The 13,759-nt window shown below is 70.7% G+C and carries 8 protein-coding genes; 5 read left to right on the top strand and 3 right to left on the bottom strand.

The features are described from left to right. The first annotated feature begins 60 nt into the window (after nucleotides 1-60). From ACFO6Q_RS10010 to ACFO6Q_RS10020, 3 genes are all read left to right on the top strand, one after another. Nucleotides 61-3,756 (top strand): reprolysin-like metallopeptidase, encoded by a 3,696-nt coding sequence (locus ACFO6Q_RS10010; protein ID WP_380020563.1) that lies wholly within the window; start codon nucleotides 61-63, stop codon nucleotides 3,754-3,756. Between the two features lie 167 nt (nucleotides 3,757-3,923). Continuing rightward, on the top strand, nucleotides 3,924-6,173 hold the full coding sequence (locus tag ACFO6Q_RS10015; RefSeq protein WP_380020565.1) for a bifunctional serine/threonine-protein kinase/formylglycine-generating enzyme family protein: 2,250 nt from the start codon (nucleotides 3,924-3,926) through the stop codon (nucleotides 6,171-6,173). 112 nt (nucleotides 6,174-6,285) lie between these two features. Then, nucleotides 6,286-6,963 (top strand): DUF502 domain-containing protein, encoded by a 678-nt coding sequence (locus ACFO6Q_RS10020; protein ID WP_380020566.1) that lies wholly within the window; start codon nucleotides 6,286-6,288, stop codon nucleotides 6,961-6,963. A gap of 8 nt (nucleotides 6,964-6,971) precedes the next feature. Here ACFO6Q_RS10020 and ACFO6Q_RS10025 read toward each other — a convergent pair whose 3' ends face one another. Next, nucleotides 6,972-7,496, bottom strand: coding sequence for an SRPBCC family protein (locus ACFO6Q_RS10025; protein ID WP_380020568.1), 525 nt, complete (start codon nucleotides 7,494-7,496; stop codon nucleotides 6,972-6,974). Nucleotides 7,497-7,677: 181 nt separating this feature from the next. Between ACFO6Q_RS10025 and ACFO6Q_RS10030 the strand changes: the two genes are divergently transcribed. Continuing rightward, complete coding sequence (locus ACFO6Q_RS10030; protein ID WP_380020570.1) at nucleotides 7,678-9,483, top strand: M14 family metallopeptidase; 1,806 nt, start codon at nucleotides 7,678-7,680, stop codon at nucleotides 9,481-9,483. A 27-nt stretch (nucleotides 9,484-9,510) separates the two neighbouring features. On the opposite strand, the gene ACFO6Q_RS10035 is transcribed toward ACFO6Q_RS10030, so the two are convergent. After that, nucleotides 9,511-9,900 (bottom strand): hypothetical protein, encoded by a 390-nt coding sequence (locus ACFO6Q_RS10035; protein ID WP_380020572.1) that lies wholly within the window; start codon nucleotides 9,898-9,900, stop codon nucleotides 9,511-9,513. 163 nt (nucleotides 9,901-10,063) lie between these two features. Beyond that, a complete protein-coding gene (locus ACFO6Q_RS10040; protein WP_380020573.1) occupies nucleotides 10,064-11,266 on the bottom strand; it encodes a polymorphic toxin type 44 domain-containing protein in 1,203 nt (400 codons plus the stop codon). A 379-nt stretch (nucleotides 11,267-11,645) separates the two neighbouring features. Here ACFO6Q_RS10040 and ACFO6Q_RS10045 point away from each other — a divergent pair, with 379 nt between their 5' ends. Then, complete coding sequence (locus ACFO6Q_RS10045; protein WP_380020576.1) at nucleotides 11,646-13,679, top strand: M13 family metallopeptidase; 2,034 nt, start codon at nucleotides 11,646-11,648, stop codon at nucleotides 13,677-13,679. Nucleotides 13,680-13,759: the final 80 nt, after the last annotated feature.

Genomic DNA, 13,759 nt, shown 5'->3' on the forward strand with positions numbered 1-13,759 from the left:
CGGCGAGCAGGGGCTGGCCGAGAATCCTCCGCACGCGCGGAACCCTTGGGGGGAGTCACCATGCAACGAAACGCCATCCGCGTCCTGGCCGGCCTGGCCTGCGCAGCCCTGTGCCCAGCTGCCTGGGCGCAGGGAACGATCGCCACGACGGCCACCACCGACGCCAGCGGGCTCTGGCGCGACGTGGCCGAAACCCGCGTCCAGAACGTCGCGGCGCGCACCATCGTGCCGTCGCGCTACCGCACGCTCGCCCTCGACAACGCGCGCCTGGCCGCCCTGCTCGCCGACGTTCCGCCAGAGTCGCGGCAGAACGTGCGCTCGAGCACCGCCACGCTCACGCTGCCGCTGCCCGACGGCCGCTACGCCGATTTCCGCATCGTCCAGTCGCCGATCATGCAGCCCGGGCTCGCGGCGAAGTATCCGCAGATCCGCACCTACCTCGGCCAGGGCATCACCGATCCCGGCGCCACCTTGCGCTTCGACGTGACGCCGAAGGGCCTGCGCGCGCAGATCCTGGGCGCCGGCGGCGCGGTGTACGTCGACCCGTACCAGAACAACGACACCTCGCACTACATCGCCTACGCCAAGCGCGACTACGCGCGCGCCGGCGAGCGCATGCAGTGCACGGTGCGCGATCCGCACGGCGCGACGCACGGCGAGCCGGTGCCGGACATCGCCGTGTCGCCGACGCCCAACGTCGCCTCCGGCGACACCCTGCGCACCTATCGCCTCGCGCTCTCCGCGACGGGCGAGTACACCGCGTTCCAGGGCGGCTCGGTGGCCGATGCGCTCGCCGGGATGGTCAGCACGATGAGCCGCGTCAACGGCATCTACGAGCGCGAAGTCGGCGTCCGCATGGTGCTGGTCGACAACACCGACCTCAACATCTACACCGACGCCGACACCGATCCCTTCACCAACGACGACGGCGGGTCGCTGCTCGACGAGAACCAGTGGGCGATCGACCGCTACATCGGCAGCGCCAACTACGACATCGGCCACGTCTTCAGCACCGGCGGCGGCGGCATCGCCGGCCTGGGCTCGGTGTGCGCGGAGGGCGGCAAGGCGAACGGCGTGACGGGTTCGAGCAGGCCGACCGGCGACGCCTACGACGTCGACTACGTGGCGCACGAAATGGGCCACCAGTTCGGCGGCCCGCACACCTTCAACAGCGAAGTGTCCAGCTGCGGCGACGGCAACCGCGAGGAGAGCGACGCCTACGAGCCCGGCTCGGGCATCACCGTCATGGCCTACGCCGGCATCTGCGGCGCAGAGAACCTCCAACCGCACAGCGAGGACTTCTTCCATCGCTCGAGCCTGAACCGCATCTTCGCCTTCATCGCCGGCGACGGCAGCTGCGGCGTTTCCTCCGCCACCGGCAATGCGGCGCCGACGGTGAGCACGGCGCCGGCGTTCACGATTCCCGCGCGCACGCCGTTCACGCTCACCGCCAGCGGCAGCGATCCCGACGGCGATCCGGTCACCTACCTGTGGGAACAGATGGACCTGGGCGCATCCACCACCGGCGGCGCGCTGGCCGACGACGGCGCGCGTCCGCTGTTCCGCGCGTTCGATCCCTCGCCCGATCCCGCGCGCACCTTCCCGAGCCTGCGCTACGTCCTCGACAACGCCAACGTGGTCCCGGACCGGGCGCCGCTGCCGGGCACGACCTCGCCCAACGTCTACACCGGCGAGCTGCTGCCGACCACCAACCGCACGCTCAATTTCCGCGTGACCGTGCGCGACAACCGCGCCGGCGGCGGCGGCACCGGCGAAGCGGCCACCGCGATCACCGTGAACGCGGGCGCCGGTCCGTTCGCCGTGACCGCGCCGAACACGTCGACGAGCTGGGCCGCCGGCAGCGCGCAGACGGTGACGTGGAACGTGGCGAACACCGCCGCGGCGCCGGTGAGCACGGCGAACGTCGCCATCAAACTGTCGCTCGACGGCGGATACACGTGGCCGAAGACGCTGGCCGCGAGCGTGCCCAACAGCGGCAGCGCGTCGGTGACGGTTCCGGCCGACACGCCGGCGACTACGCAGGCGCGCGTGAAGGTCGAGGCGGTCGGCAACGTGTACTTCGACGTCTCCGACGCGAACTTCACCGTCACCGGCACGAACACCGCGCCGACGATCGCCGTGACCGGCCCGCTGGCGCTGCGCCAGGGCAGCCCGGCCGCCACCGCCGACGTGGCGACGGTGGCCGACACCCAGGACGCCGCGGGCACGCTCGCGGTGGCATTGTCCGACGTGCCGCCGGAACTCACCGCCTCGGTGGCGAACGACGCCGGCACCGTCACCCTGACCGCGGCCGCCTCCTGCGCGCTGGTCGCGCCGTCGACCGGCAGCCGGACCTATCCGCTGCGCCTGACGGTGGCCGACGGCCCCGGCTCGGCCAGCACCGGTTTCGTCAGCGTGCAGGTGAGCGCGAACCAGGCGCCGACGCTCGGCACCTACGCGGGCCGGATCATGACCCGCGGCACGACCGCCACGTTCGCGCCGTCGGCGGCGCCCGCCGACCCGAACGACAACTACGTCGGCGTGTCGGTGTCGCCGACCGCGCTGCCCGGAGGAGGCACGGTCTCGATCGCGCCGGACGGCACGGTCAGCGTCACCACCACGCCGGACACGATCTACGGTTACTACAAGATCCGCGCGAGCGCGGCCGACACCTGCGGCGCCGTCGAGACGCGCGAATTCACCGTGCAGGTGACCACGCCCGAGCCGCTGCTGAACTTCGACGGCGCCACGATCGACACCGGCAACGCGCTGATCGAGCCGAACGAGTGCAACGCGGCGACGGTGGCGCTGAAGAACGAAGGCGCGAACGGCGCCACGGCGATCTCGAGCACGCTCGCCACGAGCACGCCGGGCGTGTCGATCGCGCAGGACGCTTCGGCCTACGGCGACCTCGCCGCCGCCGCGACGGGTTCGAACGTGACCGCCTACCGGATCAGTACCGGGCCGGCGCTGGCCTGCCACAGCACGATCGACTTCACCCAGACCGTCACCTATGCCGGCGGCGGCTCGCCGAGCGTGATCCACTTCAGCCTGCCGGTGGGCCGCGCGCAGGCGTCCACCTACGCCTTCACGCAGGGCACGGGCGGGACGATCACCAGCACCGGCACGTGGGTGCCGGGCACGCGGGCCGACGACGCCGTCGCCTCGATCACCGTGCCGGCCGGCTTCGACTTCTCCGTCATGAACACGCCGGTCGCGGGCGGCAGCACGCTGCGCGTGAGCACCAATGGCAACATCCAGTTCGTTTCCTCCGGCGGCACCGAGGCCTGGGGCAACACGCCGCTGCCGGCGTTCGGCAGCGGCGGCGGCGAAGGCGTCTTTCCGACCGATGCGCCGACGCTGTTCGCCTACTGGGAAGACCTGGACCTGCGCGCCGCCACCGCCGGGGTGTTCACCGAGCTGACCGGCACCGCGCCCGATCGCGTGTTCAAGGTGGAATGGCGCGGCCGCATCGTCGGCGGCGGCCCGGCGGTGAACTTCGCCGTGCTGTTCCACGAGAACTCGAACCTGTTCGACCTCGTCTACCGCAATGCCGCCGGCGCCGACGGCAGCAGCGCGACCATCGGCTGGCAGGCGGACGACCACGGCACCGACTTCACCGCGTTCTCGATCAACCGCGACACGATCGACCCGGGAACGACGCTCGCCTCGAGCGTCGCGCCGGCGCAGTGCACGGTGGGCACGGGCATGTGCACGGAGTCGGACGTCATCTTCCGCGACGGCTTCGATCCGTGACCGGCTGATGCCTCCGCGCCGTCCCCGTCCTGCGCAGGACGGGACGGCCGGCCGGTTCGCGCCGGCGCAGGGTGCCTCGAAGTGCCCGACGCTCGCGCCACCGCGTTCGCGGGTGATCAGGCTTTCGAGGTTCCCTATAGAATCGCGTTCCGCCCTGCGCGAACGCCATGACCCGCCTGAACCTCCCGTTCGAGATTCCCGGCTACCGGATCGTGCGACGGCTCGGCCTGGGCGGGATGGCGACCGTCTACCTGGCCGTGCAGGAGTCGCTCGGGCGCTCGGTCGCGATCAAGGTGCTGGCCAGCGAACGCACGCCGGACGACGAGATCGCGCGGCGCTTCCAGCACGAGGCGCGCACGATCGCGCGGCTGGATCATCCGCACATCGTCAGCATCTACGACGTCGGCCGCACCTCGGACGGCAGCATCTACTACACGATGCCGTACCTGCCCAACGGCGACCTGCTGGCGCGCCACCTGCGCGACGATCCGCAGCGCGTGCTCGAAGTGGTGCGCGCGCTGGCCGAGGCGCTCGGCTTCGCCCATGACCAGGGCATCGTGCACCGCGACGTGAAGCCGGAGAACGTGCTGTTCGACAAGCTCGACCGGCCGATGCTTGCCGACTTCGGCATCGCCCTGAGTTCGTCGCACGCGCTGCGCGTGACGCGCGAGGGCGCCACGATCGGCTCATCCGGCTACATGAGCCCCGAGCAGGCGCGCGGGCAACCGATCGACGGCCGCTCCGACCTCTACAGCCTCGGCGTGCTCTGCTACGAGCTGCTGACCGGCGAGCTGCCGTTCCAGGGCGCCGATTCGCTCGCGGTGGCGCTGGCGCACATCGAGAAGCCGATACCGCGCCTGCCGGTCACGCGCCGCCTGTGGCAGCCGTTCGTCGACAAGGCGCTGGCCAAGCTGCCGGACGCGCGCTTCCAGAGCGCCGAGGAAATGCTCGCCGCGCTCGCGGTGATCGAGAAGCGCCTGAAGACGCCGCCGCAGTTCGGCCTGTCGAAGTGGTGGCTGACGCTGGTCGAGCGCACGGTGGCGATTCCGCGCCGGCGCCGCGCGGTCGCGCTCGGCATCGCGACACTGCTCGCGCTGGCCGGCCTGCTCGCCCTGCTGCCGCGCAAGCCCGAACGCGCGTCGCCGCCACCGGCGGCGGTGCCGGCGGAATCGGCGATGACGCCGCCGGCCGCGGCAGCACCGGAGGCGCCGGCCGAAGTCTCCGCGGAGCCGGCGCCCGCCGCGCCGCCCGACGCCCAGGCACCCGCCGCGCTCACGCTGGAGCAGCGCCTGCAAGCGGCCGCCGCGCTGGTCGAGCGCGGGCGGCTGCTCGCCCCCGCCGGCGACAACGCGGGCGAACGCTACCTGCAGATCCTCGCCGACGAGCCGCGCCAGCGCGACGCGCTGAAGGGCATCGCGCGCGTGCTGAACCTGCTCGCCACGCGCGCGGCGAGAGCGATCGCCGGCGCCGACCCGCGCGCCGCGCTCGATCCGATCACCGCCGGCATTTCGCTGGCCGACCGCGCGCAGCTCGGCGACGGCCCGGCCTTCGCCGCGTTCGCAGCGCCGATCCGGCGCGCGGTCGAGGAACGCCGCGCGCGCCGCAGCGATCCGTTCGACGCCTCGCAGGCGCGTGCCCTGCTGCCGCTGCAGCCGGTGCTGACGCGGCTGGATCCGCAGCAGGCGCTGGCGCTGCAGGACGATCTCGACCGGCCGCAGCGCCTGCTCTCCGAAGGCGGCGCGTTCCGCGACGCCGACGGTCCGCCGCTGGTCATCGTGCCGAGCCTGCTCGCCGCCAGCGGTCACGTCGAACGTCCGTTCGCGGTCTCCACCGGCGCCGTCACGCGCGGCGCCTACGAACGCTTCGTCGAGGGCACCGGCCGCGCCACTGCCAGCTGCCGCGAATCGCAGCGGCTGTTCGCGCGCTCGGACGGACTGAGCTGGCGCAATCCCGGCTTCACCCAGGCCGACGACCATCCGGTGGTGTGCGTCAGCTGGGAAGACGCCAGCGCGTACGCCAGCTGGCTCAGCCGCAAGACCGGCGCGCGCTACCGCCTGCCGACGCAGCGCGAATGGCTGCTGGTCGCGCAACCGGCCGAGCGCGGCACCGCCTGCGGCACCTCCAACATCGCCAAGCACGACGGCTGCGACGACGGCTACGCGCAGACCGCGCCGGTCGGCCGCTTCGCGCCGACGCCGCCGGGCCTGTACGACATCGCCGGCAACGTCAGCGAATGGATCGACGGCTGCGCCAAGGCGGACGCTGCGAACTGCCGCGAACGCCTGTTCCGCGGCCTGTCCTGGCGCGACGACGGCGACGAATCCAACCTCGAACGCGTCGGCCGCAGCGTCGGCGACGTCGGCTACGTGCACGTCGGTTTCCGCCTCGTGCGCGAGCTTCCGGATGGGAAGGGCTGAGGGCTGCTTGAGAGAGCTGAGGGCTGAGGGCTGAGGGCTGAAAAGCGAAGCGCGGCGTCGCGAGCGTGTACGCTTCCAGCCCTCAGCCCTTCGCCCTCAGCCCTCAGCCCCAATGCGACCGCTCCACGTCCAGCGCTACCTGCTCACCGGCCTGCTCACCTTCCTTCCGATCTGGCTGACGTGGGTGGTGTTCAAGGCGATCTTCTCGCTGCTGTCACAGCTCAACCTGCCGTGGGTGGCAGCGCTGTTCGACGCGCTGGCGGGCGCGTTCCCGGAGACGCTGGGACGGCTCAACCAGCAATGGCTCGCTTCGCTGCTCGCCTTCGTGGTGACCGTGGTCGCGCTGTACGCGATGGGTTTCGCCACCAACCGCGTGTTCGGCCGGCGCCTGCTCGGCGCGTTCGAGCGCGTGATCGACCGCATCCCGGTCGCGCACAGCATCTACGGCGGCGCGAAGAAGCTGATGGGCATGCTGCAGAACCAGCCGAGCGGCATGCAGCGCGTGGTGCTGATCGATTTTCCGTCACCGGAGCTGAAGTCGATCGGCTTCGTCACGCGCGTGTTCCGCGATGCCGAAGGCGCCGAACTGGCCGCGGTGTACGTGCCGACCACGCCCAACCCGACCGGCGGGTATCTGGAGATCGTGCCGCTGGAGCGCCTGATCGCGACCGACTGGAGCGTCGACCAGGCGATGGCCTTCATCCTCTCCGCCGGCGCGGCGGGACCGGACACGCTGCCGTTCGCGGTCCCGCGCGCGGCGCAGCCGACGGTGCGCGCGGCCGCGCCCTGAGCGCGGCGCTACTTCGCCTCGAGCTTCTTCTTCAGGTTGTCCAGGCCGCCCTGGTAGACCGCGCTCATCGTCGTCGTCGCGGTCTCGTCGTTCTCCTTCTCGCCGGGATGCTCGCCGGTGTCCTTGCGCTGGAACGTGCCCGACCAGGTCACCGTCGACTTGTCCTTGCCGGTTTCCTTCACCACGATCGTGGAACGGTAGTGGCTGACCGGCAGCACGCTTTCGAGGATCTCGTACTCGTACGAGCGGCCCGCATCGTCGAAGCGCAGCAGCTTCTCGCGGATCGTGCCGCCGTCGCCGAGCGTGAGCAGGCGCACCGCACCGACCTCGTTGTTGCGCCCCTCGAGGATGCGGTCGGAGGCGACGGCCGGATGCCAGGCGTCGATGCGGTCGAAGTTCTTCACCGTCTGCCAGACCAGCGCGGCCGGGCGGTCGATGTCGACGCTCTTGTCGACCTTCAGCACGGGGGCGGCGACGGCCAGGCCGGATGCCGCGGCCAGCGCGGCGGCGGCGATGCTGCGAACGGGATTCATGCACACGCTCCTATCGGTGGGTGGGACGAGGACGGATACGCGAGGACGGCAAGCCGGTTGCCCTTGCCGCCGCCCAATCTGGCACATCGCCGCGGCCGCCGCACGCGGCAGCGCACCGCCTGCGCGCCGCCGCACGCGCGGTACCATCACCGGCTTTCCGAAGCCGCGGACGTTTGCCGCCATGAAGATCCCCTCGCCGCTCCGGCCGCTGCTGCTGGGCCTGTTCCTCGCCGTCCACGCCGCCGCCGCGCGTTCGGCCGACTGGACCACACCGGCCGAGCGCGCGAAGTTCGCCACCACGCCGTCGTACGAGCAGACGCGCGCGTGGCTGGAGCGACTCGCCGCGGCGGCGCCGGAGCGGATCCGCCTGACGCGCTTCGGCATCTCGCCCGAAGGCCGCGACCTGATGCTGGTCGTCGCGGCGAAGGACGGCGAGTTCACGCCGGCGGCCGCGCGCGCGTCGGGCAAGGAGATCGTGCTGGTGCAGTCGGGCATCCACGCCGGCGAGATCGAGGGCAAGGACGCCGCGCTGATGCTGCTGCGCGACCTCAGCGTGGAACCCAGGCACGCCGGCCTGCTCGACCACGCGATCCTGGTCTGGCTGCCGATCTTCAACGTCGACGGCCACGAGAACTCGCATCCGTACAACCGCATCAACCAGAACGGGCCGCGCGAGATGGGCTTTCGCGCCACCGCGCAGAACCTCAACCTCAATCGCGACTACATGAAGGCCGACGCGCCGGAGATGCGCGACTGGCTGGCGATGTTCGACGCCTGGCAGCCGGACCTGTTCCTCGACATCCACACCACCGACGGCGCCGACTATCCGTACGACCTGACCTGGTACATGGAGCAATGGGGACCGCTGCACCCGGCGCTGAAGCGCTGGCAGAGCGAGGCGTTCGAAGGCTCGATCCTTCCCGATTTCGACAAGCGCGGGCATCTGGCGGCGCCGTATCTGGAACTGGTCGACCATCGCGACCTCGGCAAGGGCATCGCGAACTTCGGTTCCGGCCCGCGCTTCTCGACCGGCTACGTCGCCCTGCGCAACCGCGCCGCCGTGCTGGTCGAGACGCACATGCTCAAGCCCTACGCCGTGCGCGTGCGCGCGACCTACGATTTCGTCGCCGCCACGCTGGCGTACATCGGCCGGCATCCGGGCGAACTGCGCAAGGCGGTGGCGCAGGCCGACGCCGACACCGTCGCGCGCACGCGCGATGCGCAGGCGAGCCTGCCGGTCGCGTTCCGCACCAGCGACCAGTCCGTGCCGTTCACGCTGAAGGGCTACGCGTTCAAGCACGAGGCCAGCCCGATCTCCGGCGACACCTGGGTCAGCTACGACCCGCGCACGCCGAAGACCTACACGATCCCGTTCTTCCGCGACCTGGTGCCGACGCAGACCGTGCGCCTGCCGGCCGCCTACCTGGTGCCCGCCGGCTGGCCGCAGATCGCCGACGCGCTGCGCCGGCACGGCCTGCGCGTCGAGCGGGCGGAGCAGCCGCTGCAACTGCGCGTGGAACGCTACCAATTGGACGCGCCGCACTGGGACGAGCAGCCGTTCGAAGGCCGCCACTGGCTGCGCGAGTTCGACGCGACTCTCGAAACGGCCGACGCGCCGTTCGCCGCCGGTGCGCTGCTCGTGCCGCTGGACCAGCCGGGCGCGAATCTCGCGGTGAACCTGCTCGAGCCGCGCGCCGCCGATTCGCTGCTGCACTGGGGTTTCTTCGACGCGATCTTCGAGCAGAAGGAATACGCCGACGCGCGCGTCGCCGAGCGCCTGGCACGCGAGAGGCTGGAAAAGGATCCGGCGCTGAAGGCCGAATTCGAGGCCCGGCTCGCCGCCGACGCGGCGTTCGCGAAATCGCCGGCCGCGCGGCTGGCGTTCTTCTACCGGCGCTCGCCGTGGTACGCGACGCAGAAGATCGGCGCCTATCCGGTGGTGCGGCTCGACGCCGAGGCGCTGGCGAAGGCGCGCGCGACGCGCTGAGCCGCATCGCCGGTGCGCACGTCGCGGTCAGCGCGAACGGTCGTCGCCGGGCTGCAAGGCGGGCATGCCGCCCGGCGCGGCGGCGCGGTTCTCGATGCCGGCGCGCAGCGACAGCCGCACCTCGCGGCCGGCCACCTGCACGCGCACGCGCGGCGGCGAGGCCACCGATCTCGCCCGCAGGTATTCCACCGCGACGTTGTCCGCGTCGGTCCAGCGCAGATCGACGCCGTAGGCGCTGGCGTTGCGCGTCGCGCCGTAGAGTTCGACGGCGGCGCGGCCGCCGCGCCAGTCGCCCGCATGCGGCACCAGCCAGACGCGGTAGAGGAAGGAGGCCGTCGCGCCCGGATTGGCCTGCGTCAGGACGACGTCCAGCGTCGCATCCGGCGACGGCACGCGCGCCACTTCCTCGTCGTTCATCGCTACGCCCTTGCCGCAGCGGCCGAAGGGCAGCGCGACGCACCGGAGGGAACGAGCCGGTCCGCGAGGGCTCGTCGACGAGCCGTCACGACCGGGCCTGTGGGCTCATCCTAGCGCCGCGCGCGCATCGCGCAACGATCGCAGCGGTCCGTAAGCGCGGATTTCAGTCCGGCCACACCCGCCACAGTCCGGAGTTGTAGTACGCGTAGCCGTCCTTGATCTGCTGCTGGTCCTTGGGATCGTCGCCGTACGGACCGCCGTTGAGGTCGGTCGGATCGCCCCATTCGGGCCTGGAGGTGCCGGCCTGCTCCTGCGCGTAACCGGCCGCGCGCAGGCCGACGTTCTCCGGAATGCCCATCGCCGCGGCGACCACGCCGTAGTGGAAGTTGCCGAAGTTCTCGTACTGCGCGCCCTGCTGCTTGAAGTCCCACGGACCCTTGCCCTGCACCTGGCCCTTGAACCAGCCCAGGTCCTGCGGGAACGAATGCTGCTGCGACTGCGCGATGTTGGCGTCCATCGAGACGCCCGGCGGCGCCTGCGGCGTGTCGATCAGCCCGGCCTGCGTCGCCTCCGCGCGCGAAAGCACGCCGCCCATCGCCTTGGCGACGTCGTCGACGTAGGCGCCGGCGCCGAGCAGGCCGACGTTGTCCCCCTGCATCGTCTTCAGCTGCGGCATCGCCGCGGCGAACACGGCCGTGCGCGTGTCGAGATCGCTGCCCTTGGCCGCATCGAGAATGCCGACCAGCGCCGACGGCTCGTAGCTGGTGGTGCCGGCGGTCTGACCGGAGAAATCGGCGATGTAGCGGCGCCCCATGGCGACGGACATGACGTCGGCGAGCTGGTCCTGGCTGAGCGAATCGACCGCCTGCCGGAACGCCGCCGGATCGTTGCCGAGGCTGGCCAGCACCTTGCCGATCGCCGCGGTTTCCGCGTTGCCGTAGGTGCCCTGCGTCGCGCTGTAGTCGGCGTTGATGGAATCCTTGCTGGACTGGACGAAGGCGGCCTTCGCCTCGGGCGTGCCGTGGCTGGCGACGGCGTCGGCCAGCGCGCTGCGTCCGCCCGGACTGCCGTCGAAGGCCTTGACGAAGCGCGTCAGCTGGGTGCCGTCGAGGCCGTCGGCGAGCTTGTTGAACAGGTCCTCGCGCTCGCCGGCGCTGAGGGAACCGTTGAGCCCGTCGATCTCCTGCGTCCAGTTCTTGAGGTCGTCGTCGCTGAGCTTGCCGATGAACTCGTTGCGCTCCTGCGGCGAGAGCCCGTTGACGGCGTTGCTGATGTCGTCCAGGTCGCCCTTGGTGACGTCCCAGTCGAAGATGCCCTGTTCGAGCCGGTCCTTGGTCAAGGATACGGCGGCGTTCACATCGCCCATGAGATCGCTCCTCGGCAGCTGCGACGATACGGCGGCGGCCGGCCGATGCGGCGCGAACCGGCACGCTCCGGGGCACACTAGCCGCAGCCGCCCCGCCCCGCCATTGGGGATGACCCTAGGGCGCCAGCCCACCGCGCGAGGCGCGGAGCCGGCCGGCCGCGCCCGCAGTGACCTTCGACACTGTGCCCCCGCGCCCTCGGAGCCTAGGCTCGCCTGCCGTTTTTCAAGGCGCCGCGCCCCGCCCGCCGGGCCCGGCGCGCCGCCTTCCCGCCGGCCCCTCCTTCGGCATGCGGCGCCGGCGCTCCGCCGACGACGCGTCCGACTGGACGTAGACTAGGCGGTTCACTGCCTTTCCTTCGAACGATACGGAGCTTCCACCATGCGGAAATCAATGAACCTCGCGCTGGCGATCTGCGCGGCTCTCTCGACCAGCGCGATCGCGGCCAGCCAGGCCCCGTCGTTCGACATCAAGGACCTCGACGCCAGGATCGCCCCGTGCGCCGACTTCAACGGCTTCGTCAACGCCAAGTGGGTCGCCGCCAATCCGATCCCGGCCGACCGCACGCGCTGGGGCGCGTTCGACCAGCTGCGCGAGAAGAGCCTGCAGACGCAGCGCGTCATCGTCGAGAAGGCGGCGCGCGAGGCGAACAAGGCCACCGCCGGCTCGATCGAGCAGAAGATCGGCTGGTTCTACCGCTCCGGCATGGCCGAGGGCGCGATCGAGAAGGCCGGCTACTCGCCGATCAAGGGCGAGCTGGCCAAGATCGACGCGCTGAAGTCGCCGGCGGACATTTTCGCCTACGTCACCGGCAGCTTCGCGCAGGGCCGCGGCCCGCTGTTCTCGATGGGCGCCAGCGCCGACTACAAGAACTCGAAGGTGCAGATCGCCTATGCCTACCAGGGTGGCCTGGGCCTGCCGACCTCGGAGTACTACTCCAAGCCCGACTACGCCAAGACGCGCGAGGACTACAAGGCGCACGTGGCCAAGGTGCTCGAGCTGACCGGCGTCAAGGCCGCCCAGGCCAAGCAGCAGGCCGAGCAGGTGCTGGCGTTCGAGACGCGCCTGGCCGCCGCCTCGCTGGCGCCGGTGGAACTGCGCAAGCCGGAGAACCAGTACCACTTCATCAGCCTCGCCGACGCCGACAAGGCGACGCCGAATTTCTCGTGGACAAAGTTCTTCGCCGCGCAGAAGGCCGACATCCAGGGCGGCTTCTCGCTGTCGCAGCCGAAGTTCTTCGCCGAGATCGACAAGATGCTGGCCGACGTGCCGGCCGAGCAGTGGCGCGCCTACCTGCGCTTCCACACGGTCGATTCCGCCTCGCCGTACCTGTCCAAGCCGTTCGCCGAGGAGAACTTCGCGTTCTACGGCAAGACGCTGAACGGCCAGAAGCAGCAGGAACCGCGCTGGAAGCGCGTGCTCGGCGCCGTCAACGACACCATGGGCATGGCGCTGGGCGAGCTGTACGTGGCCGAGGCGTTCCCGCCCGAATCCAAGCAGCGCGCGCTGCAGCTGGTCACCAACGTCAACGCCGCGCTGAAGACGCGCATCGAGCACCTGGACTGGATGAGCGAGGAAACCAAGAAGAAGGCGCTCGAGAAGTGGTCGACCTTCCTGCCGAAGATCGGCTATCCGGACAAGTGGCGCGACTGGTCGGGCCTGACGGTCTCGGCGGACGACTACTTCGGCAACGTCGAGGCGGCGATCAAGTACGACTACGACTACGACATCGCCAAGATCGGCAAGCCGACCGACCGCCTGGAATGGGGCATGACGCCGCAGACGGTCAACGCGTACTACAACCCGACCGACAACACGATCAACTTCCCGGCCGCGATCCTGCAGCCGCCGTTCTTCGACCCCAACGCCGACGACGCGATCAACTACGGCGGCATCGGCGCGGTGATCGGCCACGAGGCGACGCACGGCTTCGACGACGAAGGCAGCCAGTTCGACGCCCAGGGCAACAACGCCAACTGGTGGACGAAGGACGACCGCGAGAAGTTCGAGTCGCGCACCGCCAGGCTCGTCGCGCAGTTCAACGAATACGAGCCGCTGCCGGGCAAGCACGTCAACGGCCAGCTCACGCTGGGCGAGAACATCGCCGACCTCGGCGGCATCAACGTGGCGCTCGACGCGCTGCGCATCGCGCTGCAGAAGAACCCGGGCGAGGCGGAGAAGAAGATCGACGGCTACACGCCGGACCAGCGCTTCTTCCTCAACTTCGCGCGCATCTGGCGCGGCAGCACGCGGCCGCAGCGCCAGGAAGTGCTGCTCAATTCCGATCCGCACTCGCCGGCGCAGTACCGCGCGATCGGCGCGCCGTCGAACATGCCGGCGTTCGCCGAAGCCTTCCAGTGCAAGGCCGGCGATGCGATGGTCCGCGACGGCGAGAAGCAGGTGAAGATCTGGTGAGGTGCCGCGCCCTCTCCTGCGGAGGGCTGCGTTGCGTCCTCTCCCCGTGCGGGAGGGGACGCCTTGTTTCTTCTTCTCCC

The sequence above is a fragment of the Dokdonella ginsengisoli genome (genome assembly GCF_042652785.1).
In the GTDB taxonomy this organism is placed as follows: domain Bacteria; phylum Pseudomonadota; class Gammaproteobacteria; order Xanthomonadales; family Rhodanobacteraceae; genus Dokdonella_A; species Dokdonella_A ginsengisoli.

Excerpts from the sequence above, each read along its gene's own strand:
- ACFO6Q_RS10010 (WP_380020563.1), top strand. The coding sequence starts at position 61 with ATGCAACGAAACGCCATCCGCGTCCTGGCCGGCCTGGCCTGCGCAGCC.
- ACFO6Q_RS10015 (WP_380020565.1), top strand. The coding sequence starts at position 3,924 with ATGACCCGCCTGAACCTCCCGTTCGAGATTCCCGGCTACCGGATCGTG.
- ACFO6Q_RS10020 (WP_380020566.1), top strand. The coding sequence starts at position 6,286 with ATGCGACCGCTCCACGTCCAGCGCTACCTGCTCACCGGCCTGCTCACC.
- ACFO6Q_RS10025 (WP_380020568.1), bottom strand. The coding sequence starts at position 7,496 with ATGAATCCCGTTCGCAGCATCGCCGCCGCCGCGCTGGCCGCGGCATCC.
- ACFO6Q_RS10030 (WP_380020570.1), top strand. The coding sequence starts at position 7,678 with ATGAAGATCCCCTCGCCGCTCCGGCCGCTGCTGCTGGGCCTGTTCCTC.
- ACFO6Q_RS10035 (WP_380020572.1), bottom strand. The coding sequence starts at position 9,900 with ATGAACGACGAGGAAGTGGCGCGCGTGCCGTCGCCGGATGCGACGCTG.
- ACFO6Q_RS10040 (WP_380020573.1), bottom strand. The coding sequence starts at position 11,266 with ATGGGCGATGTGAACGCCGCCGTATCCTTGACCAAGGACCGGCTCGAA.
- ACFO6Q_RS10045 (WP_380020576.1), top strand. The coding sequence starts at position 11,646 with ATGCGGAAATCAATGAACCTCGCGCTGGCGATCTGCGCGGCTCTCTCG.